The sequence below is a fragment of the Yersinia vastinensis genome, assembly GCF_044905075.1.
Classification (GTDB): domain Bacteria; phylum Pseudomonadota; class Gammaproteobacteria; order Enterobacterales; family Enterobacteriaceae; genus Yersinia; species Yersinia vastinensis.
This window is the reverse complement of the sequence record NZ_CP173260.1, coordinates 4,352,324-4,374,295: the sequence shown is the minus strand read 5'-3', so window position 1 is coordinate 4,374,295 and position 21,972 is coordinate 4,352,324. Positions and strand designations below refer to the sequence as shown.

The following is a 21,972-nucleotide window of genomic DNA, read 5'->3' as shown; positions in this document are numbered from 1 at the left end:
AGTGACCGGCAGCCACCTTTAAGGTGAAGACGGGCCTGTAGCGATAAATTACTCTTGTTCCCTTCGCGGGTATTAACCCGATCAGGTTCCGCGGATCCCGAATTAACGGTCTCAGCCTGCGTTTGCTTCCCTAAGAAAGCAGGTGCTAGGCACTCCGACAAGAGTCCTCAGTATATACCCTTCTTACTTGAAATTGCAGGGGGACTCGCGACGTTTATTACTCGCCCCATCCATGGGCCTCGCTTCTACGAGGCCGCTGCTTGCAATTCCAAGTCTTTGGGTATTTGAGATTGAATAAAAATCAGCTTATAGAACTGAGTTAATTTGCTAACCCTTCTCTATTTACCGGTTGAGCGGCTTGCCATGATTCTGCTGCCCATTGAATTAATTGATCTTCCAACCTGAAACGGGCATCCAGTGCCTCGCCGATATCAGATAAAGCTTGTTGGAATTCAGTGCAGCTATCTTGGTCTATCTCAATGTTTGTATAACGATCATGGAATGCCATGATAGTTTGAGTGTTATTTTTTAACGCGGGATACACTTTGGTCGTTAGCGCCATTTTCGGGCTGGACGCCCCTTCTACCTGTTTGATTATTCTATCGTAGATATGAAAATGTCCGGAGGAGAGATAATCCACCAGATTATGGCAAAAGTTCTCCAGCGCTTTTTCATTAAGCGGGGTATGCTTTTCTTTTTGCGGCTTAATACCGATCACTGCGCAATACGAAACTAAAAGTTCTTTACGTGCATGAAGCCATTGATCAATTAATTCATTACTGCCGCCAACGCGTTGAGTCAGGCTTTCTAATCGGTTGAGCATAAGCGACTCCATGAGTAAGAAAAAGTAATAGTGGGTTACAAAAATGTAACAAGCCGGATCCTAGATTGCCAGTGAAGTCGAGGTTGTGCAACAACGATATGGAACTACAACTTACAGGTAAAGAAAGTGGCTGGTGGATTGTCAGTCATGACAACAAATTATGGTTACCAAAAGGAGAGTTGCCGCAGGGCAATGCGGCCAATTGGTCATTACAAGGCGCGACTGCCAGACAAATTGGGGAATGGCAAGGGCAGGCGGTTTGGCTTATCCGCCAGATGATGTCTGCAGACATGGGGTCAGTACGGCAATTGCTGGATGTGGATCGCGGTTTGTTTCAATTGGCTGGGCGTGGTGTGCAATTAGCCGAGTTTTATCGCTCTCATCGCTATTGTGGTTATTGTGGGCATCAAATGCACGCCAGCCGCACCGAGTGGGCCTGTCTGTGTAATCATTGCCGTGAACGTTATTACCCACAAATAGCGCCCTGCGTTATTGTTGCTATTCGTCGTGGCGATGAGATTTTATTGGCGCAGCATGTTCGTCATCGTGGTGGTATTAACACCGTACTGGCGGGGTTTGTTGAAGTGGGTGAAACGTTGGAGCAGGCCGCTTCCCGTGAAGTCTTGGAAGAAAGTAATATTCATATTAAAAATCTTCGCTATGTCACATCGCAGCCTTGGCCGTTTCCGCATTCATTGATGATGGCGTTTATGGCCGATTATGATCACGGCGAGCTACGTCATGATCCTAAAGAGTTGCTGAATGCCGGTTGGTATCGTTATGACCAATTGCCATTGCTGCCACCTCCGGGCACAGTAGCCCGTCGGCTAATTGAAGATACCGTCGCATTGTGTCGTAGCGAACAGGACAGCTAAAGCTGGCATGCTACAATAGCGCCAGATAAAACAGTAGCGCCAGATAACTAAGGGAGCCCCACATGAATGAGTTGAAAAACGATCGCTATCTGCGTGCTTTATTACGCCAACCGGTAGACGTGACTCCGGTATGGATGATGCGTCAGGCAGGCCGCTATTTGCCAGAATATAAAGCCACTCGCGCTGTTGCCGGGGATTTTATGTCACTGTGCAAAAATGCTGAATTGGCCTGTGAAGTGACAATGCAGCCATTGCGTCGTTACCCGCTGGATGCGGCGATTCTGTTTTCCGACATTCTGACAATTCCTGATGCGATGGGCTTGGGACTTTATTTTGAAACGGGTGAAGGTCCTCGTTTCCATTCCCCTATTACCTGCCGCGCTGATGTTGAAAAGCTCCCCGTCCCTGATCCTGAACAAGAATTGGGTTACGTCATGAATGCCGTGAGGACAATTCGCCGTGAACTGAAAGGTGAGGTTCCACTGATCGGTTTCTCTGGTAGCCCATGGACATTGGCGACCTACATGGTTGAGGGGGGGAGCAGTAAGGCCTTCACTAAACTAAAGAAAATGATGTATGCCGAACCGCACACGTTGCATCTGTTGCTGGATAAACTGGCGGATAGCGTCATTTTGTACCTCAATGCCCAAATCAAAGCGGGGGCGCAATCCGTGATGATTTTTGATACTTGGGGCGGTGTCTTGACCGGCCGCGATTACCTCGAATTCTCTTTGCACTACATGCACAAAATTGTTGATGGTTTGGTCCGTGAATACGACGGGCGGCGAGTGCCGGTGACCCTGTTCACTAAAGGCGGTGGGCAGTGGCTTGAAGCTATGGCTGCCACCGGATGCGATGCCTTGGGGTTGGATTGGACCACGGACATTGCTGATGCGCGGCGTCGAGTCGGGGATAAAGTGGCTCTACAGGGCAACATGGACCCTTCCATTCTTTATGCGCCACCTGTGCGTATCGAGCAGGAAGTTAGCACTGTTTTAGCGAGTTTTGGTCAAGGCGAAGGGCATGTCTTTAACCTAGGCCACGGTATTCATCAGGATGTTCCGCCAGAGCATGCTGGAGTATTCGTTGATGCGGTACATCGCTTATCCAAGCCGTATCATCAATAAGTTAGCGGATAACAAGACGGATGATCGACACTCAAGCGCTACGGGAAGAACAGCGGCAGCGGGCATCTGAAGTGTATCTTCAAGATGATATTGCTTGCGAGTCAGTGCGCTTTATTGCCGGGGCCGATGTGGGTTTTGAGCAGCAGGGGGAAATAACCCGTGCTGCTATTGCCATTTTGCGTTATCCCTCGCTTGAGCTAGTGGAATATCAGGTTGCTCGAGTGCCAACTTCACTGCCGTATATCCCCGGTTTACTTTCTTTTCGTGAATATCCTGCATTATTAGCCGCTTGGGAGCAGTTGCAACAACAACCCGATTTAGTTTTTGTTGATGGTCAGGGTATTGCGCATCCTCGTCGTTTGGGGGTTGCCAGCCATTTTGGTTTGCTCGCAGATGTTCCAACGATTGGTGTTGCTAAAAGCCGCCTATGCGGGCAATTTTTGCCATTGAACAGTGATAATGGTGCCGTTCAGCCGCTGGTGGATGGTGACGAGCAGCTTGGTTGGGTCTGGCGCAGCAAAACACGTTGCAATCCACTGTTTATTTCGCCCGGTCATCGGGTGAGTGTGGCAAGTTCACTGGTATGGGTTCAGCACTGCATGGCTGGTTACCGCTTGCCAGAACCGACACGTTGGGCGGATGCTATCGCATCAAACCGTCCGCTATTTCAGCGCTGGGTTATGGAAAAATCCTGATTTTCTTGGCAAGCGTAGGGATATGATTTAATTTCGGGTACACTGCCGCGCAGATAATGAATAATGAGAACTCATCATGATACGTAATCCGATTCATCTACGTCTCGAAAAGCTAGAAAGTTGGCAACATCTGACTTTCATGGCTTGCTTGTGCGAGCGGATGTATCCCAACTATCAGCAATTTTGTCTGGAGACCGAGTTCGGTGATCCGGCGGTTTACCGGCGTATTCTGGATCTTATCTGGGAAACATTGGTGGTAAAGGATGCTAAGGTCAATTTTGATAGCCAGTTAGAGAAATTGGAAGAGGCAATTCCTTCTGCTGATGACTATGCTATCTACGGTGTTTACCCTGCTATCGATGCATGTATTGCATTAGGTGAAGCTATTCATTCGCGTTTGAGTGGCGAAACCCTAGAGCATGCTATCGCTATCAGCGAGACGTCAATCCGCACTGTGGCGATGTTGGAGATGACGTTAGCTGGCAAAGAAATGACCGATGAAGAACTGAAAATCTTGCCCGCGATTGAAGAAGAATGGGATATCCAATGGGAGATTTTCCGCCTGTTAGCTGACTGTGAAGAGCGCGACCTAGATCTGATCAAAGGGTTACGATCTGACCTGCGGGAAGCGGCTGTTAGCAACATTGGCATAAATTTAGCGCAATAAGGCAAGAAAACGTGATTTAACGCCTGATTTGTCACGTCTTAAGGCTTCACATCTGCCCCCTGTCTGTTCTACATTTGGGGGGCGAAAAAAAGTGGCTATCGGTGCGTGTATGCAGGAGAGTGCTGTCAATCGGCATATCCGTCGCACTCGATGCTTTGCAAACGATAAACACACTGTAAGGATAACTTATGAATAAGACTCAACTGATTGACGTAATCGCGGAGAAAGCGGACCTTTCTAAAGTACAAGCTAAAGCAGCTTTGGAGTCCACTTTGGGTGCAATTACTGAATCTCTGAAAGAGGGTGATGCAGTACAATTGGTTGGTTTCGGTACTTTCAAAGTAAACCATCGTAGTGAGCGCACTGGCCGCAACCCACAAACCGGTAAAGAAATCAAAATTGCTGCAGCTAATGTGCCAGCGTTTGTTTCTGGTAAAGCACTGAAAGACGCTGTTAAGTCATAGTGTGTCAGTGAAAATAATAAACATAGGGGTGGCAAAGCCCCTTTTGTTTATGCAGCGGGTGCTGATGACCCTCGGTTTAGTTTTTGGTCTCAGCGCCTGTAGCAGTCAGTCGGGCACCCCCCAATTTAGCGCCAGCGGATATATCGCCGATAACGGTGTCGTTCGTTTATGGCGTCAGGATAATGCGCAGCAGCAACCACAAATGCTGATGAGCGTCTACAGCCCCTATTCTGGGGATAATACCCGCGTGACCTTTTACGAATATCAAAATGGCTTATTACGGGAAATCCGACGTAATGATTTGGGGCAAAACCCACAAAGTGTCGAATTACGTTTTGATGAACAAGGTCAGGTCAGTTTTATGCAGCGCCAATTAGCGACACGGCGTGAGCAGCTTTCTGCCGATAATATTGCAGTTTACCAATTGGAAGCCAAACGGATCCTGGAGTTAAGTAGTGCGCTGCGTGCCGGAAACGTTAAGTTAATTCAGGGGCGTTGGCAGGAAGGGATCGTGACGACCTGTGCTGGAAAGACATTACGTCTGAGCCTTGATGATAATTCGCAGGCATGGCTGAATAAGCGAGGTGCGAATAGCGCAGAACCTCTGGGGATTGCGTGGCTGGACTCACCTGAAGGTCAACAATTGCTATTAGTGGCCAACCAAGATTTCTGCCGCTGGGAACCTACTGCCGGCAGTTTGTAATACAAAGATAAAAGGGCACCGCGAACGGTACCCTTCGAAGTGATGACTATTATCTTTCTCGCGAGTTATTTACCACGAGCAATTGCACGATAGCCAATATCTTTACGGCAGAAAACACCTTCCCACTGAATATTCTCAGCAAGTTTATAAGCGTGTTGTTGTGCTTGAGCGACGGTAGCTCCGAGCGCTGTAACACATAACACTCGGCCGCCGCTGGTTACGACGTTATTATGGCCATCGAGCTTGGTTCCGGCGTGAAATACTTTCCCGTCGGCCACTTCTTGCTGTGGCAATCCGTGAATAACATCACCCTGACGATACTCACCCGGATAACCGCCAGCGGCCAGAACAACACCCAGTGATGGGCGCTCATCCCACTCAGAGGTTTTCTCATCCAGTTTGCCCTGTGCACCGGCTAAACATAGCTCAACTAAATCTGAACGCATCCGTAGCATAATGGGTTGGGTCTCAGGATCACCAAAGCGGCAGTTGAATTCGATAACTTTCGGTTGCCCATCTGCGGAAATCATCAAACCAGCATAGAGGAAGCCGGTATAAACATTGCCTTCTGCTGCCATGCCACGCACGGTTGGCCAGATAACCTGACTCATGACGCGCTGATGAACTTCATCTGTGACAACTGGGGCGGGAGAATAAGCTCCCATACCACCGGTGTTCGGGCCGGTGTCACCATCACCCACGCGTTTATGGTCTTGGCTGGTTGCCATTGGCAGCACGTTCTCGCCGTCAACCATGACAATAAAGCTGGCTTCTTCGCCATCCAAGAACTCTTCCACAACAATGCGATGGCCTGCATCACCAAATGCATTGCCTGCCAGCATATCGTGAACGGCGGTTTCCGCCTCTTCCAGCGTCATGGCGACGATCACACCTTTGCCCGCAGCCAGCCCATCAGCCTTAATCACGATGGGGGCACCAATATTACGAACATAGGCTAAAGCCGGTTCGACCTCGGTGAAATTCTGATAAAACGCGGTTGGGATATTGTGGCGTGCCAGAAAATCTTTGGTGAAAGCCTTAGAACCTTCTAACTGCGCGGCCGCTTGTGTTGGGCCAAAGATGGTTAGGCCCGCTGCACGGAAAGCATCAACGACACCAATCACCAGCGGAGCTTCTGGACCGACGATAGTCAAGCCAATATCATGCTTTTGCGCAAAAGCCAGTAAACCCGCGATATCGGTAGCAGCGATATCCACGTTTTCTAGCCGAGGCTCCAGTGCCGTCCCTGCATTACCTGGGGCGACATAAATTTTATCCGCTAAAGGTGACTGTGCTGCTTTCCAGCCCAGTGCATGTTCGCGCCCGCCATTGCCAATAATCAAAATATTCATTTGGATAACTCCGTGGGATATACACCAGAGCGCATACCCCACTTAGACAAGAGGTTTAATTAATGACGGAAATGGCGCATGTCGGTAAAGATCATGGCAATACCGTGTTCATCCGCGGCAGCAATAACTTCGTCATCACGGATAGAGCCACCAGGCTGGATGACACAAGTGATACCTACGGCCGCAGCGGCATCAATACCGTCGCGGAACGGGAAGAACGCGTCGGATGCCATGGCGGAGCCTGCCACCTGCAAACCTTCATCGGCCGCTTTGATACCGGCGATTTTGGCTGAATACACACGGCTCATTTGGCCTGCGCCTATGCCGATGGTCATATTATCGCGCGCATAAACAATGGCGTTAGATTTAACAAACTTGGCAACCTTCCAGCAGAACAGCGCATCACGTAGCTCCTGCTCGGTCGGTTGGCGTTTGGATACCACACGCAGATCTGCTGCGGTCACCATACCTAAATCACGATCTTGCACCAATAAACCGCCATTGACGCGTTTGAAATCCAGCGCGGCAGTACGTTCTTGCCACTGACCGCAAGTCAGAACGCGAACATTCTGTTTGGCAGCTAACAGCGCCAGTGCCTCGGCACTGACAGAGGGGGCAATAATCACTTCGACAAACTGGCGGCTGATAATGGCGTTTGCGGTTTCAGCATCCAGCTCACGGTTAAAAGCAATAATACCGCCGAAAGCCGATGTGGGGTCAGTTTTATACGCTTTGTCGTAAGCTGCCAACAGAGAATCAGCAATTGCGACGCCACATGGGTTGGCATGCTTGACGATGACACAGGCAGGTTCGCTGAACTCTTTCACACACTCAAGTGCGGCATCGGTATCAGCGATGTTGTTATAAGAGAGCGCCTTACCTTGTAATTGTTGTGCTGTGGCAACGGAGGCTTCTTTAATATCTTCTTCTATATAGAAGGCGGCATTCTGGTGGCTGTTCTCACCGTAGCGCATATCTTGTTTCTTTATATAGTTAAGATTCAGAGTCCGAGGGAAGCGGCCAGCAGGTTGTTCAGTGTCGCCATAATAAGGCGGAACCAGCGCACCAAAGTAGTTGGCAATCATGCTGTCGTAGGCGGCGGTGTGTTCGAAAGCTTTAATCGCCAGATCGAAACGGGTTGGATAAGTCAGTGAACCCTCATTTTCATCGAGTTCAGCAATAATTGCTGGGTAGTCGCTACTCTTAACGACAATCGCGACGTCTTTGTGGTTCTTAGCGGCGGAGCGCACCATGGTTGGGCCACCGATATCGATATTCTCCACTGCATCTTCTAGTGAGCAATCAGGGCGGGCGACCGTCTGAGCGAACGGATATAAGTTCACAACCACAATATCAATTGGCTGGATATTATGTTGAGCCATGATGCCATCATCCTGACCACGACGGCCTAGAATGCCGCCATGTACTTTGGGATGCAAAGTCTTAACGCGTCCGTCCATCATTTCTGGGAAACCGGTGTAGTCAGAAACTTCTGTTACTGGCAGACCAGCATCAGCCAGCAGACGGGCGGTCCCGCCAGTGGAAAGTAACTCGATACCACGTTGTGAAAGTGCAGTGGCGAATTCGATGATCCCGGCTTTGTCAGAGACACTGAGTAGAGCACGGCGGATTGGGCGGCGTTGTTGCATGGTTTTATCCCTTGGCTTTGGAGTCGCAGTTGTTCTTCGCAATCAATCAATAGAGCGTTACGTGGATCTCTTCTATCTATATAGCGCTATAAAGAGAAGAACAGATTCAGATAACGTCCCAACTTTGCCAACAAGGTTACGTTTTTCAACGCGAGGAATTGTAGCGAAAACGATTGCGCGATGCTCGTCAATTTTGAGTTCAGATTCAATCTGTGGATAAGTTTGTGTACAACAGGGTATAAGGCGGGGTTTTGCTGTGGAATGCAGCAAACAGTCATTTTTATTGAAATTAGCGGTTGCGGGCAGCTCAGAACTCCCTATAATGCGCATCCATCGAGACGGCACACAACGAATCAAGTAGTTAAGTGACCGGCAAAGAGAACAGAGAAATTCAACGAAATTAGTAGTTGACTCTGAATGAGGAAAGCGTAATATGCGCACCTCGCGTTACCAACCACGGGTTGCTAACGCACTGCTCTTTAACAATTTATCAGACAATCTGTGTGGGCACTCGCAAGACGATATCGAAGCCTGTTTCGGCAGGCAGAAGAAATATCAAAGTCTTGAAGAGTGACCAAAGCAGTAAACATTTGAACTTCGGTTCGAATGCATATTTGCAGAAAGTAATCTTTGAGCATCGCTCTCTTTGCTTTTCATTAAGGAAAGGGTAGCAAATCAAACAAATCTTAAATTGAAGAGTTTGATCATGGCTCAGATTGAACGCTGGCGGCAGGCCTAACACATGCAAGTCGAGCGGCAGCGGAAAGTAGCTTGCTACTTTGCCGGCGAGCGGCGGACGGGTGAGTAATGTCTGGGAAACTGCCTGATGGAGGGGGATAACTACTGGAAACGGTAGCTAATACCGCATGACCTCGAAAGAGCAAAGTGGGGGACCTTCGGGCCTCACGCCATCGGATGTGCCCAGATGGGATTAGCTAGTAGGTGGGGTAATGGCTCACCTAGGCGACGATCCCTAGCTGGTCTGAGAGGATGACCAGCCACACTGGAACTGAGACACGGTCCAGACTCCTACGGGAGGCAGCAGTGGGGAATATTGCACAATGGGCGCAAGCCTGATGCAGCCATGCCGCGTGTGTGAAGAAGGCCTTCGGGTTGTAAAGCACTTTCAGCGAGGAGGAAGGCATTTCACTTAATACGTGAAGTGATTGACGTTACTCGCAGAAGAAGCACCGGCTAACTCCGTGCCAGCAGCCGCGGTAATACGGAGGGTGCAAGCGTTAATCGGAATTACTGGGCGTAAAGCGCACGCAGGCGGTTTGTTAAGTCAGATGTGAAATCCCCGAGCTTAACTTGGGAACTGCATTTGAAACTGGCAAGCTAGAGTCTTGTAGAGGGGGGTAGAATTCCAGGTGTAGCGGTGAAATGCGTAGAGATCTGGAGGAATACCGGTGGCGAAGGCGGCCCCCTGGACAAAGACTGACGCTCAGGTGCGAAAGCGTGGGGAGCAAACAGGATTAGATACCCTGGTAGTCCACGCTGTAAACGATGTCGACTTGGAGGTTGTGCCCTTGAGGCGTGGCTTCCGGAGCTAACGCGTTAAGTCGACCGCCTGGGGAGTACGGCCGCAAGGTTAAAACTCAAATGAATTGACGGGGGCCCGCACAAGCGGTGGAGCATGTGGTTTAATTCGATGCAACGCGAAGAACCTTACCTACTCTTGACATCCACAGAACTGAGCAGAGATGCTTAGGTGCCTTCGGGAACTGTGAGACAGGTGCTGCATGGCTGTCGTCAGCTCGTGTTGTGAAATGTTGGGTTAAGTCCCGCAACGAGCGCAACCCTTATCCTTTGTTGCCAGCACGTAATGGTGGGAACTCAAAGGAGACTGCCGGTGATAAACCGGAGGAAGGTGGGGATGACGTCAAGTCATCATGGCCCTTACGAGTAGGGCTACACACGTGCTACAATGGCAGATACAAAGTGAAGCGAACTCGCGAGAGCAAGCGGACCACATAAAGTCTGTCGTAGTCCGGATTGGAGTCTGCAACTCGACTCCATGAAGTCGGAATCGCTAGTAATCGTAGATCAGAATGCTACGGTGAATACGTTCCCGGGCCTTGTACACACCGCCCGTCACACCATGGGAGTGGGTTGCAAAAGAAGTAGGTAGCTTAACCTTCGGGAGGGCGCTTACCACTTTGTGATTCATGACTGGGGTGAAGTCGTAACAAGGTAACCGTAGGGGAACCTGCGGTTGGATCACCTCCTTACCTAACGATACGCATTGCGTAGTGTCCACACAGATTGTCTGATAAAAGTAATGAGCAAGAGCACCTGTTGATGAGGGTGATGATTGTGCGATAAAACCTCGGCATCGAGTTTTTACTGCATCAGTCGTTCGAATGTGTCACCACATTCTCACCTTTACACAAAAATACTGAATCGCTGATTCAGTAGAAATTTTTGTGTCCCCATCGTCTAGAGGCCTAGGACACTGCCCTTTCACGGCTGTAACAGGGGTTCGAATCCCCTTGGGGACGCCAATCCGATAATGTGTGAAAGACATTATCACCGGTTCTTGATGAACCACAAAATAACTTAAAGATGACTTTAACGAGTCGTGTTTAAGATATTGCTCTTTAACAATCTGGAACAAGCTGAAAATTGAAACAATACAGCTGAACATTATCTCTCCGTAGATGTACTGAGATAATAAGTAACCTGTATTAGAGTCTCTCAAATAATCACAACGCAAGTGGTCGAAAGACACCTTCGGGTTGTGAGGTTAAGCGACTAAGCGTACACGGTGGATGCCTAGGCAGTCAGAGGCGATGAAGGGCGTGCTAATCTGCGAAAAGCGTCGGTAAGCTGATATGAAGCGTTACAACCGACGATACCCGAATGGGGAAACCCAGTGCAATTCGTTGCACTATCGTTAGATGAATACATAGTCTAACGAGGCGAACCGGGGGAACTGAAACATCTAAGTACCCCGAGGAAAAGAAATCAACCGAGATTCCCCCAGTAGCGGCGAGCGAACGGGGAGGAGCCCAGAGTCTGAATCAGTTTGTGTGTTAGTGGAAGCGTCTGGAAAGTCGCACGGTACAGGGTGATAGTCCCGTACACAAAAACACACTTGCTGTGAACTCGATGAGTAGGGCGGGACACGTGACATCCTGTCTGAATATGGGGGGACCATCCTCCAAGGCTAAATACTCCTGACTGACCGATAGTGAACCAGTACCGTGAGGGAAAGGCGAAAAGAACCCCGGCGAGGGGAGTGAAATAGAACCTGAAACCGTGTACGTACAAGCAGTGGGAGCACCTTCGTGGTGTGACTGCGTACCTTTTGTATAATGGGTCAGCGACTTATATTTTGTAGCAAGGTTAACCGAATAGGGGAGCCGTAGGGAAACCGAGTCTTAACTGGGCGTCTAGTTGCAAGGTATAGACCCGAAACCCGGTGATCTAGCCATGGGCAGGTTGAAGGTTGGGTAACACTAACTGGAGGACCGAACCGACTAATGTTGAAAAATTAGCGGATGACTTGTGGCTGGGGGTGAAAGGCCAATCAAACCGGGAGATAGCTGGTTCTCCCCGAAAGCTATTTAGGTAGCGCCTCGTGAACTCATCTTCGGGGGTAGAGCACTGTTTCGGCTAGGGGGCCACCCCGGCTTACCAAACCGATGCAAACTCCGAATACCGAAGAATGTTATCACGGGAGACACACGGCGGGTGCTAACGTCCGTCGTGAAGAGGGAAACAACCCAGACCGCCAGCTAAGGTCCCAAAGTCATGGTTAAGTGGGAAACGATGTGGGAAGGCATAGACAGCCAGGATGTTGGCTTAGAAGCAGCCATCATTTAAAGAAAGCGTAATAGCTCACTGGTCGAGTCGGCCTGCGCGGAAGATGTAACGGGGCTAAACCATGCACCGAAGCTGCGGCAGCGACACTTAGGTGTTGTTGGGTAGGGGAGCGTTCTGTAAGCCGTTGAAGGTGAACTGTGAGGTTTGCTGGAGGTATCAGAAGTGCGAATGCTGACATAAGTAACGATAATGCGGGTGAAAAGCCCGCACGCCGGAAGACCAAGGGTTCCTGTCCAACGTTAATCGGGGCAGGGTGAGTCGACCCCTAAGGCGAGGCTGAAAAGCGTAGTCGATGGGAAACAGGTTAATATTCCTGTACTTGGTGTTACTGCGAAGGGGGGACGGAGAAGGCTAGGCTAGCCGGGCGACGGTTGTCCCGGTTTAAGCATGTAGGCGGAGTGACCTGGTAAATCCGGTTGCTTATCAACGCTGAGGTGTGATGACGATGCACTACGGTGCAGAAGTAGTTGATGCCAAGCTTCCAGGAAAAGCCTCTAAGCATCAGGTAACATTAAATCGTACCCCAAACCGACACAGGTGGTCAGGTAGAGAATACTCAGGCGCTTGAGAGAACTCGGGTGAAGGAACTAGGCAAAATGGTGCCGTAACTTCGGGAGAAGGCACGCTGGCATTAGGTAAAGAGACTTGCTCTCGTAGCCGAAGCCAGTCGCAGATACCAGCTGGCTGCAACTGTTTAATAAAAACACAGCACTGTGCAAACACGAAAGTGGACGTATACGGTGTGACGCCTGCCCGGTGCTGGAAGGTTAATTGATGGGGTCAGCCGCAAGGCGAAGCTCTTGATCGAAGCCCCAGTAAACGGCGGCCGTAACTATAACGGTCCTAAGGTAGCGAAATTCCTTGTCGGGTAAGTTCCGACCTGCACGAATGGCGTAATGATGGCCAGGCTGTCTCCACCCGAGACTCAGTGAAATTGAACTCGCTGTGAAGATGCAGTGTACCCGCGGCAAGACGGAAAGACCCCGTGAACCTTTACTATAGCTTGACACTGAACATTGAGCCTTGATGTGTAGGATAGGTGGGAGGCATCGAAGCGTGGACGCCAGTCTGCGTGGAGCCAACCTTGAAATACCACCCTTTAATGTTTGATGTTCTAACTCGGCCCCATAATCTGGGGTGAGGACAGTGTCTGGTGGGTAGTTTGACTGGGGCGGTCTCCTCCCAAAGAGTAACGGAGGAGCACGAAGGTTAGCTAATCACGGTCGGACATCGTGAGGTTAGTGCAAAGGCATAAGCTAGCTTGACTGCGAGAGTGACGGCTCGAGCAGGTACGAAAGTAGGTCTTAGTGATCCGGTGGTTCTGAATGGAAGGGCCATCGCTCAACGGATAAAAGGTACTCCGGGGATAACAGGCTGATACCGCCCAAGAGTTCATATCGACGGCGGTGTTTGGCACCTCGATGTCGGCTCATCACATCCTGGGGCTGAAGTAGGTCCCAAGGGTATGGCTGTTCGCCATTTAAAGTGGTACGCGAGCTGGGTTTAGAACGTCGTGAGACAGTTCGGTCCCTATCTGCCGTGGGCGTTGGAAGATTGAGAGGGGCTGCTCCTAGTACGAGAGGACCGGAGTGGACGAATCACTGGTGTTCGGGTTGTCATGCCAATGGCACTGCCCGGTAGCTAAATTCGGAAGAGATAACCGCTGAAAGCATCTAAGCGGGAAACTTGCCTCGAGATGAGTCTTCCCTGGGGCTTTAAGCCCCCTGAAGGAACGTTAAAGACTATGACGTTGATAGGCTGGGTGTGTAAGTGCAGCGATGCATTGAGCTAACCAGTACTAATGATCCGTGAGGCTTAACCTTACAACACCGAAGGTGTTTTGTGTTTGAGAGATTTTCAGCGAAGTTTACAGATTGAATTGGCTGGCTGCATGAGAGTGATTGTGTAGCGAGTTGATGAAAACAGAATTTGCCTGGCGGCCATAGCGCGGTGGTCCCACCTGATCCCATGCCGAACTCAGAAGTGAAACGCCGTAGCGCCGATGGTAGTGTGGGGTCTCCCCATGCGAGAGTAGGACACTGCCAGGCATCAAATCAAGCCGAGACCCCATGCCAAAAGCGTGGGGTTTTTGCTATGTATGGAATATGAAAAGAGAAAGCCTTCTGCTATGCAGAGGGCTTTTTTACGTTTGTACTTAAAACAAAATACAATATTGAGTGTTATTTCATCAAAAAGGTTCTAATACGTAGGTATTTGGTAATGACTAACCCTTCAAGTATGGAAAAGGCCAGATGGCTTCATTACCGTATTAAACTTTTCGGCCATTTTTATAATCTCTGCCACAGAAAAAAAATGTTATTCACTTAGAATCATTATCTCAAAAATTGAAACGATGTTTTGATTATGAGGTTTAAATGAATGCTGGTCGCTATGCATATACGGCAATATTGGCTGCTATGTTCACTTGCACAACCATTCAGGCAAGTCCGGTGACATATCAAAAATCCGCAATTACCGAGAATAACCTACCGGTATTTTATCCACAGCTTAAAGAGCAAATGACTTATCAAAGCTCATGGTTGGCAGGGCAGTATACGGATTTTGCACAGTGGAAAAGTGATACCAGAAAAATCCTTCGTCAAGCATTACTGACTCCTGATTCAACAATGGCATTCTCGGCAGAAACAGCAGATCAGCAAGATCGTGGAAGTTATATTGCTGAAAAGATAGCCTTAAATATCACTGATGAAAGTCGCGTGCAGGGTTTGCTATTAACACCTAAAACTAAAGGGCCTCATCCGGCGATTGTTTTACTGCACGACCATGGGTCTAAGTTTGATATTGGCAAAGAAAAAATGATCCGTCCTTGGGGAGACAATGCGCAGCTTGCCTCTGCACAGGCATGGTCGGATAAATTCTTCAGTGGTAAATTTATTGGTGATGAATTAGCAAAGCGTGGTTATGTGGTGCTGTCCATTGATGCGATTGGCTGGGGTGATCGAGGGCCGATGAGTTATGAGCAGCAGCAAGCTTTAGCCAGTAACTTCTTTAATCTGGGGCGCTCTCTTGCTGGCACTATGGCTTATGAAGATATACGCACTGTTGATTTCTTGGCAACATTGCCATCAGTTGACCAGAAACGTATCGGTGCGCTGGGCTTTTCGATGGGAGCCTATCGGGCCTGGCAACTGGCTGCACTGTCGGATAAAGTGGCCGCAACTGCTGCCATATCTTGGTTTGGCAACTATCAAGGCTTGATGACTCCGGGCAATAATGTGCTCCGTGGGCAGTCAGCCTTTTATATGCTACACCCCGGTATTGCCAATAAGTTAGATTTTCCTGACATTGCCAGTTTAGCGGCACCCAAGCCGATGTTACTTTTCAATGGTGGAAAGGATAAGTTGTTTCCATCGGATGCGGTAGAGCAAGCATACAACAAGGTTCATGCTATTTGGCGGTCACAGAATGCCGACTCTCGGTTAGTGACACGCAGTTGGCCCACATTAGGCCATGTCTTTTATCAAGAGCAGCAAGATGTGGTTTTCCCATGGCTAGATCGTTGGTTGAAGCCATAAAAAAGGCCCCGAGGGGCCTTTTTCTCTAACGAAAATGCTTAGTGAGAACTGCTTTGCGAGATGCCCAATCCAGTTTGCGAGCGTACAAACTGTGCTTTAAAGCGTAGGCGCTCTTGCTGGCCCTCTTCCGAGTTATCTGTGATGGAGAAGAACCATATCCCAACGAAGGCCACTATCATGGAGAACAGTGCAGGGTATTCGTATGGATAGATTGGTTTTGCATGGCCCAAGATAGTCACCCAGATAGTTGGGCCTAAAATCATCAGGACAACGGCGGTTAATAACCCCAGCCAGCCTCCAATCATTGCGCCACGAGTCGTCAGTCTTGACCAATACATTGAGATGAAAATAATTGGGAAGTTACAACTGGCGGCGATGGAGAATGCCAACCCTACCATGAAAGCAATATTTTGTTTTTCAAACAAAATACCCAAGCCAATAGCTACGAAGCCTAAAACCACAACTGTAATTTTGGAGACTTTCAACTCATCACGTTCATGAGCTTTGCCTTTCTTAATCACGCTAGCATAAAGGTCATGAGAAACCGCAGATGCGCCAGCCAGCGTCAGACCCGCCACAACAGCAAGAATTGTTGCAAAGGCCACTGCTGAGATAAAGCCGAGGAAGAAACTGCCCCCAACGGCATCAGCCAAGTGAACTGCCGCCATATTGTTACCGCCGAGTAATGCGCCAGCAGCATCTTTAAAGGCCGGATTCGGGCCAACCAACAAGATCGCGCCAAACCCAATGATAAAGGTCAGTATATAGAAGTAACCAATAAAGCCAGTGGCATAGAACACACTTTTACGGGCTTCTTTAGCATCACTCACAGTGAAGAAGCGCATCAGAATATGTGGCAAGCCAGCGGTACCAAACATCAATGCTAAACCAAGAGATAGCGCGGATATTGGGTCAGATACCAATCCCCCAGGACTCATGATTGAGAGACCTTTAGGGTGAACTTTGACGGCTTCGCTGAATAAGGTGTTGAAGTTAAAGTTAACGGACTTCATTACCATGATGGCCATAAAGGATGCCCCGGCCAGCAACAGAACCGCTTTGATTATTTGTACCCATGTGGTGGCCAGCATGCCACCAAACAAGACGTACAGCACCATCAGAATACCAACCAAGACCACGGCAACGTGGTAATTCAGGCCGAATAACAGCTCAATCAATTTACCAGCACCAACCATTTGTGCAATCAGATACAAGGCCACAACGACTAATGAGCCACAAGCTGATAAGGTACGGATAGGTCTTTGTTTCAACCGGTAAGAGGCCACATCGGCAAAGGTATAGCGTCCTAGGTTGCGCAGGCGTTCAGCAATTAAGAATAAAATGATTGGCCACCCGATAAGGAACCCAATGGAATAAATTAAACCATCGTAACCTGAGGTATAGACCAACGCAGAAATACCGAGAAATGATGCCGCAGACATAAAGTCACCGGCAATTGCCAAACCATTTTGGAAACCCGTTATACGCCCGCCAGCGGTGTAATAGTCTTGTCGGGAGCGGGTGCGCTTGGATGCCCAATAAGTGATATATAGTGTTGCGCCAACAAACAAAACGAACATGACGATCGCCTGAATGTTTAGCGGTTGACGATGAACTTCGCCAGTAATTGCATCCGCCTGTGACAGCGCAGGCAGAGCCAGTAAGGATAGTACAGACCAATGACGAGTCTTCATTGCTTCACCTCACGAAGAATTTCTGCCGTCAGACGGTCAAACTCGCCATTAGCACGAATAACGTAAATACCGGTAAGAATAAAAGAAATAACAATTAGCCCCACACCAACGGGAATACCGCGAGTGATGCTGGAACCTGCATATAGCGGGGTACCGAGCCATTGTGGTTCGAAAGCAATAAGGAAAATGAAACCAACATATAACGCTAGGGTAATCAGCGACAAAAGCCAGGCAAAGCGACCACGCTTTTGCACCAACTCTTTAAAGCGCGGGTTATTTTCAATCTCTTGATAAATGCTGTCATTCATCAGAGTCTCTCCTTTGAGGCATTAATTAAGGTTGCCGCCCGAAGGCGGCACAATTTACGACGGTGCTTGCATTGATTGTTTTTCTTCCAGTAATTTGTCGACGACCCCCGGATCGGCGAGTGTTGAGGTATCCCCTAAGTTGCTGGTATCCCCTGCTGCGATTTTGCGCAGGATCCGGCGCATGATCTTCCCTGAACGGGTTTTGGGGAGTGAATCCGTCCAGTGCAGAATATCTGGTGTCGCTATTGGGCCAATTTCTTTACGTACCCAATTACGCACTTCGGTATACAGCTCTGGTGTTGGCTCTTCGCCATGATTCAATGTGATATAGGCATAAATTGCTTGCCCTTTAATATTGTGTGGCACGCCAACAACAGCAGCTTCAGCAATTTTGGGATGTGCGACTAAAGCAGATTCAATTTCAGCAGTTCCTAACCGGTGGCCTGAAACGTTCAGCACATCATCCACGCGGCCAGTTATCCAGTAGTAACCATCTTCGTCACGGCGTGCGCCATCACCGCTGAAATACATGCCCTTAAAGGTAGAAAAGTAGGTTTGCTCAAAACGATCATGGTCACCAAACAAGGTTCTAGCCTGGCCCGGCCATGAATCGGTGATGACAAGGTTACCTTCCGCGGCACCTTCTTGTGGGTTGCCCAAGTTATCGACCAATGCAGGTTGAACACCAAAGAATGGGCGAGTGGCAGAGCCAGCTTTTAGCTCAGTTGCGCCCGGTAGTGGTGTTATCATGAAACCCCCGGTTTCCGTCTGCCACCAAGTATCAACAATTGGGCACTGACTGTTACCGATTTTGTTGTAATACCATTCCCATGCTTCTGGGTTGATAGGCTCACCCACTGAACCCATGATGCGTAGTGATGTGCGCTTGGTCCCCTCGATGGCTTTGTCACCTTCAGCCATTAAGGCGCGGATAGCCGTAGGAGCGGTGTACAAAATATTAACCTGATGTTTATCAATGACCTGACCGAGTCGATTGACCCCAGGATAGTTAGGGACGCCTTCAAACATCAATGTAATTGCGCCACAAGCCAGTGGGCCATATAGCAGATAACTGTGTCCGGTCACCCAGCCAACATCCGCGGTACACCAATAAATATCGCCGGGATGGTAGTCAAAAACGTATTTAAAGGTGAGTGCGGCATAGACCAGATATCCACCAGTTGTATGCAATACTCCTTTGGGCTTACCGGTGGATCCAGAGGTATAAAGGATGAACAATGGGTCTTCTGCATTCATTTCTTCTGCGGGGCAGTCTGCAGGAACATCCTTAATAAGGTCATGCCACCACAGGTCTCGCCCATCTTTCCAATAACTAGCATTACCAGTACGTTGGAATACGACAACATTTTTGATGCTAGTGATGGCAGGGTTTTTCAGTGCTTCATCGACATTTTTTTTCAGTGGAATTGCGCGACCAGCACGAATGCCTTCATCGGCAGTAATCACCAGTTTTGAGTTAGAGTCGATAATTCGGCCAGCCACCGCGTCAGGTGAGAAACCGCCAAAAATCACTGAGTGAACGGCACCAATACGTGCACATGCCAGCATTGCAACAGCCGCTTCGGGCACCATGGGCATATAAATAGCCACGACATCGCCTTTCTTGATACCTAGCTTTTTCAGCACATTGGCAAATTGGCATACGTCGTGGTGAAGTTGTTTGTAGGTGACCGTTTTAGACTGATTAGGGTCATCACCTTCCCAGATAATTGCAGTTTGATCACCGCGTTCCGCCAAATGACGATCAAGACAGTTAGCGGCGAGATTCAATGTGCCATCTTCAAACCAGCGGATACTCACATGCCCGGGGTCGAAAGAGGTATTTTTCACTGTTTTATACGGCTTAATCCAATCAATAATCTTGCCATGTTCTCCCCAGAATTCATCAGGGCTCTGCACAGATTGTTGATAGTATTGATTATATTGTTCCGGGTTTATCAGGGCATGCTCTGCAATTGCAGTTGGAATAGGGTGTTTATGTATTTGGCTCATAATAGTTCTCCTTGAGATTGTTAATAATATGTCAATCAAAAGTTAATTATAGTGTGAGGGGTTGTTTTGTTTCTTTTTTGGGCGGCAGATCACGCATAAAAGATGTTGATTTAGTGACTTACTTAATGCGCTGCGTGGTGAATCGATATCTTAATGATAGGAGAGGCGCTATAGAGCCATGTAATAAAGGAAAGGAAATGTGCTCATCAGCTCATTTTCAGTATGAAAAGGGGATATTGGCTGACCTTTGCACTGAGAAACATTAACGTAGAGTGATTAATGCAATAAAATAAAAGTTGTTAACTAAAAAATGGTGTGTTTATTGACAACTGTAGTGAAAATATTATTTTAATATCTTGCTGTAATTAAAAAAATATATATATTCCAACTTGAAATATACGTGCGGTAATTAAAAAAACGAAAAGCATAAATATGCATTTTTCTATTTTTCTTCATCTATTTTATTTTCTATTTTTCTTTAAAAAAGGTCGACTTTGGTTGCAGGATACTCAAAATAAGAGGACAATTACAATTATATGGTTTAACAAAATGAAAACATAATGAATCAAAAAATTAAGCATATTAGGAGTTTATACCGTAATTTAATTTCGTTCGTTTTTTCTCCTACCTAATCCGGTTGCTATTCATCAGAATTGTATTTTACTGTTTTAATAACAAATATTTACTGCAGAGTAACGATTTTCTTTGCCGTATATGCTCCACTACCACCCTGTAGGCCCAGCGTAAACAAGGCTTGCAGACGAGTGCCTATAAATGATACTGATTTATAACGTGGACGGCTGGCGGGAGGTCGAACCATAAGTTTTATCAACTATAGCCCCGTATTTAATGATTAAGTATTCTATTTAAGATGCTTGGCGACTTGCATTTTATGGGATGCTTTGAGGGATTTTTAGGGTATGAAAAGTGTAAAAATAGGTCTGGCCTGGCAAATTCTCATTGCGCTGGTATTAGGTATTTTAGTTGGTGCGATTTTACATAATCAAATTGAATCAAGAGAATGGTTAGTTAGTAATGTTTTAAGTCCGGCGGGCGATATTTTCATCCGCTTAATTAAAATGATTGTTGTACCGATTGTTATTTCAACATTGATTGTCGGTATCGCGGGTGTCGGCGATGCCAAAAAGCTAGGTCGAATCGGTCTGAAAACGATTATTTATTTCGAAGTAATTACCACAGTTGCCATCATTATCGGGATCACCTTGGCGAATGTGTTCCAGCCGGGGCATGGCATCGATATGTCTGCATTGACTGTCGTCGATATCTCTCAGTACGAAAAAACCACTGAGCAAGTACAAAGTGGTAGCCACAGTCTGGTGAGCACCATTTTGTCGCTGATTCCTGCCAACGTCTTTGCCTCAATGGCGAAAGGCGATATGTTACCGATTATCTTCTTCTCAGTATTATTTGGTTTAGGGCTGTCTTCATTGCCAAAAGAAACCAAAGAACCTTTATTGAATGTGTTTAAAGCTGTTTCTGAAAGCATGTTCAAAGTAACTCACATGATTATGCGTTATGCCCCTATCGGGGTGTTTGGCTTGATCTCGGTGACCGTGGCCAATTTTGGTTTTGCTTCCCTTATTCCACTCGCCAAGCTAGTTATTCTGGTTTACGCCGCGATTATTTTCTTTGCCTTAGTGGTTATGGGGATTGTGGCAAGATTATGTAACTTGCGTATTTGGATATTGATTAGAATCCTCAAAGATGAGCTGATCCTGGCGTATTCTACCGCCAGTTCTGAAACGGTATTGCCACGAATCATTGAAAAAATGGAAGCTTATGGTGCGCCTAAAGCGATTACCAGCTTTGTAGTGCCGACAGGCTATTCATTTAATCTTGATGGCTCGACACTATATCAAAGTATTGCGGCCATATTTATTGCCCAGCTATACGGTATTGAACTGTCCATTGGGCAAGAGATTATTTTGGTGCTGACCTTAATGGTTACGTCGAAAGGCATTGCCGGTGTTCCAGGTGTTTCTTTTGTCGTCTTGTTGGCCACATTAGGCAGTGTGGGTATTCCGCTGGAAGGTTTGGCCTTTATTGCGGGGGTTGACCGTATTTTAGATATGGCGCGTACTGCACTGAATGTGGTGGGAAATGCATTGGCGGTATTAGTTATCGCCAAATGGGAACACCAATTTGATCATAAAAAAGCCAAGGCATATGAGAAAGCGTTGTTTGCACCGAAGCAGACCCCCCTTCAAAACTAACTAT

General features: G+C 48.0%; 15 protein-coding genes, 1 tRNA gene, 3 rRNA genes and 1 riboswitch. Of the genes, 13 read left to right on the top strand and 6 right to left on the bottom strand.

The genetic code is table 11. From position 1 onward, the window contains the following. Window positions 1–41: 41 nt before the first annotated feature. A riboswitch (TPP riboswitch) is annotated at window positions 42–167 on the bottom strand. Window positions 168–319: 152 nt separating this feature from the next. Then, on the bottom strand, window positions 320–823 hold the full coding sequence (locus ACIOG0_RS20245; protein ID WP_050101915.1) for an Rsd/AlgQ family anti-sigma factor: 504 nt from the start codon (window positions 821–823) through the stop codon (window positions 320–322). Window positions 824–921: 98 nt separating this feature from the next. On the opposite strand from ACIOG0_RS20245, the gene nudC reads away from it, so the two are divergent. From nudC to ACIOG0_RS20215, 6 genes are all read left to right on the top strand, one after another. Then, window positions 922–1,698, top strand: coding sequence for an NAD(+) diphosphatase (gene nudC / locus ACIOG0_RS20240; protein WP_050101916.1), 777 nt, complete (start codon window positions 922–924; stop codon window positions 1,696–1,698). Between the two features lie 62 nt (window positions 1,699–1,760). Then, window positions 1,761–2,825, top strand: coding sequence for a uroporphyrinogen decarboxylase (hemE, locus tag ACIOG0_RS20235; protein WP_128451964.1), 1,065 nt, complete (start codon window positions 1,761–1,763; stop codon window positions 2,823–2,825). 20 nt (window positions 2,826–2,845) lie between these two features. Beyond that, window positions 2,846–3,520, top strand: a complete 675-nt coding sequence (gene nfi, locus ACIOG0_RS20230) for a deoxyribonuclease V (protein WP_128451965.1) — start codon at window positions 2,846–2,848, stop codon at window positions 3,518–3,520. A 76-nt stretch (window positions 3,521–3,596) separates the two neighbouring features. Continuing rightward, window positions 3,597–4,187, top strand: coding sequence for a YjaG family protein (locus ACIOG0_RS20225; protein WP_050101918.1), 591 nt, complete (start codon window positions 3,597–3,599; stop codon window positions 4,185–4,187). Window positions 4,188–4,375: 188 nt separating this feature from the next. Then, window positions 4,376–4,651, top strand: coding sequence for a nucleoid-associated protein HU-alpha (gene hupA / locus ACIOG0_RS20220; protein WP_050101919.1), 276 nt, complete (start codon window positions 4,376–4,378; stop codon window positions 4,649–4,651). Between the two features lie 49 nt (window positions 4,652–4,700). Beyond that, on the top strand, window positions 4,701–5,354 hold the full coding sequence (locus ACIOG0_RS20215) for a DUF1481 domain-containing protein (protein ID WP_050141264.1): 654 nt from the start codon (window positions 4,701–4,703) through the stop codon (window positions 5,352–5,354). Between the two features lie 65 nt (window positions 5,355–5,419). Here ACIOG0_RS20215 and purD read toward each other — a convergent pair whose 3' ends face one another. Continuing rightward, window positions 5,420–6,706 carry a phosphoribosylamine--glycine ligase gene (gene purD / locus ACIOG0_RS20210; protein ID WP_128451966.1) on the bottom strand — a complete coding sequence of 429 codons (1,287 nt, stop codon included), beginning with the start codon at window positions 6,704–6,706 and terminating at the stop codon, window positions 5,420–5,422. Between the two features lie 59 nt (window positions 6,707–6,765). Next, window positions 6,766–8,355, bottom strand: a complete 1,590-nt coding sequence (gene purH, locus ACIOG0_RS20205) for a bifunctional phosphoribosylaminoimidazolecarboxamide formyltransferase/IMP cyclohydrolase (RefSeq protein ID WP_050101922.1) — start codon at window positions 8,353–8,355, stop codon at window positions 6,766–6,768. A 433-nt stretch (window positions 8,356–8,788) separates the two neighbouring features. On the opposite strand from purH, the gene ACIOG0_RS20200 reads away from it, so the two are divergent. From ACIOG0_RS20200 to ACIOG0_RS20175, 6 genes are all read left to right on the top strand, one after another. Then, on the top strand, window positions 8,789–8,929 hold the full coding sequence (locus ACIOG0_RS20200) for a hypothetical protein (protein WP_162928760.1): 141 nt from the start codon (window positions 8,789–8,791) through the stop codon (window positions 8,927–8,929). A 114-nt stretch (window positions 8,930–9,043) separates the two neighbouring features. Further along, window positions 9,044–10,586, top strand: a 16S ribosomal RNA gene (locus tag ACIOG0_RS20195). A 197-nt stretch (window positions 10,587–10,783) separates the two neighbouring features. Next, a tRNA-Glu gene (locus tag ACIOG0_RS20190) sits at window positions 10,784–10,859 on the top strand. A 240-nt stretch (window positions 10,860–11,099) separates the two neighbouring features. Continuing rightward, window positions 11,100–14,006: ribosomal RNA gene (locus tag ACIOG0_RS20185) — 23S ribosomal RNA — on the top strand. Window positions 14,007–14,115: 109 nt separating this feature from the next. Further along, window positions 14,116–14,231: ribosomal RNA gene (rrf, locus tag ACIOG0_RS20180) — 5S ribosomal RNA — on the top strand. The 16S, 23S and 5S rRNA genes sit together here with 1 tRNA gene alongside, the layout of an rRNA operon. Before the next feature lie 471 nt (window positions 14,232–14,702). After that, window positions 14,703–15,719: an alpha/beta fold hydrolase gene (locus tag ACIOG0_RS20175; RefSeq protein ID WP_176393749.1), complete on the top strand. Its 1,017-nt coding sequence runs from the start codon at window positions 14,703–14,705 to the stop codon at window positions 15,717–15,719. A gap of 38 nt (window positions 15,720–15,757) precedes the next feature. Here the strand turns inward: ACIOG0_RS20175 and actP are convergent, their stop codons facing one another. The 3 genes from actP to acs are packed head-to-tail and all read right to left on the bottom strand — an operon-like array spanning window position 15,758 to window position 19,734. Beyond that, window positions 15,758–17,413, bottom strand: coding sequence for a cation/acetate symporter ActP (actP, locus tag ACIOG0_RS20170; RefSeq protein WP_050099627.1), 1,656 nt, complete (start codon window positions 17,411–17,413; stop codon window positions 15,758–15,760). Further along, window positions 17,410–17,721, bottom strand: a complete 312-nt coding sequence (locus tag ACIOG0_RS20165; protein ID WP_050099628.1) for a DUF485 domain-containing protein — start codon at window positions 17,719–17,721, stop codon at window positions 17,410–17,412. The genes actP and ACIOG0_RS20165 overlap by 4 nt, the downstream gene beginning before the upstream one ends. A gap of 54 nt (window positions 17,722–17,775) precedes the next feature. Next, window positions 17,776–19,734: an acetate--CoA ligase gene (gene acs, locus ACIOG0_RS20160; RefSeq protein WP_050099629.1), complete on the bottom strand. Its 1,959-nt coding sequence runs from the start codon at window positions 19,732–19,734 to the stop codon at window positions 17,776–17,778. Between the two features lie 920 nt (window positions 19,735–20,654). Here acs and gltP point away from each other — a divergent pair. Further along, complete coding sequence (gltP, locus tag ACIOG0_RS20155; RefSeq protein ID WP_050099630.1) at window positions 20,655–21,968, top strand: glutamate/aspartate:proton symporter GltP; 1,314 nt, start codon at window positions 20,655–20,657, stop codon at window positions 21,966–21,968. Window positions 21,969–21,972: the final 4 nt, after the last annotated feature.

Excerpts from the sequence above, each read along its gene's own strand:
- acs (WP_050099629.1), bottom strand. The coding sequence starts at position 19,734 with ATGAGCCAAATACATAAACACCCTATTCCAACTGCAATTGCAGAGCAT.
- ACIOG0_RS20225 (WP_050101918.1), top strand. The coding sequence starts at position 3,597 with ATGATACGTAATCCGATTCATCTACGTCTCGAAAAGCTAGAAAGTTGG.
- purD (WP_128451966.1), bottom strand. The coding sequence starts at position 6,706 with ATGAATATTTTGATTATTGGCAATGGCGGGCGCGAACATGCACTGGGC.
- ACIOG0_RS20165 (WP_050099628.1), bottom strand. The coding sequence starts at position 17,721 with ATGAATGACAGCATTTATCAAGAGATTGAAAATAACCCGCGCTTTAAA.
- nudC (WP_050101916.1), top strand. The coding sequence starts at position 922 with ATGGAACTACAACTTACAGGTAAAGAAAGTGGCTGGTGGATTGTCAGT.
- ACIOG0_RS20200 (WP_162928760.1), top strand. The coding sequence starts at position 8,789 with ATGCGCACCTCGCGTTACCAACCACGGGTTGCTAACGCACTGCTCTTT.
- hemE (WP_128451964.1), top strand. The coding sequence starts at position 1,761 with ATGAATGAGTTGAAAAACGATCGCTATCTGCGTGCTTTATTACGCCAA.
- actP (WP_050099627.1), bottom strand. The coding sequence starts at position 17,413 with ATGAAGACTCGTCATTGGTCTGTACTATCCTTACTGGCTCTGCCTGCG.
- purH (WP_050101922.1), bottom strand. The coding sequence starts at position 8,355 with ATGCAACAACGCCGCCCAATCCGCCGTGCTCTACTCAGTGTCTCTGAC.
- gltP (WP_050099630.1), top strand. The coding sequence starts at position 20,655 with ATGAAAAGTGTAAAAATAGGTCTGGCCTGGCAAATTCTCATTGCGCTG.
- ACIOG0_RS20175 (WP_176393749.1), top strand. The coding sequence starts at position 14,703 with ATGACTTATCAAAGCTCATGGTTGGCAGGGCAGTATACGGATTTTGCA.
- ACIOG0_RS20215 (WP_050141264.1), top strand. The coding sequence starts at position 4,701 with ATGCAGCGGGTGCTGATGACCCTCGGTTTAGTTTTTGGTCTCAGCGCC.
- nfi (WP_128451965.1), top strand. The coding sequence starts at position 2,846 with ATGATCGACACTCAAGCGCTACGGGAAGAACAGCGGCAGCGGGCATCT.
- hupA (WP_050101919.1), top strand. The coding sequence starts at position 4,376 with ATGAATAAGACTCAACTGATTGACGTAATCGCGGAGAAAGCGGACCTT.
- ACIOG0_RS20245 (WP_050101915.1), bottom strand. The coding sequence starts at position 823 with ATGCTCAACCGATTAGAAAGCCTGACTCAACGCGTTGGCGGCAGTAAT.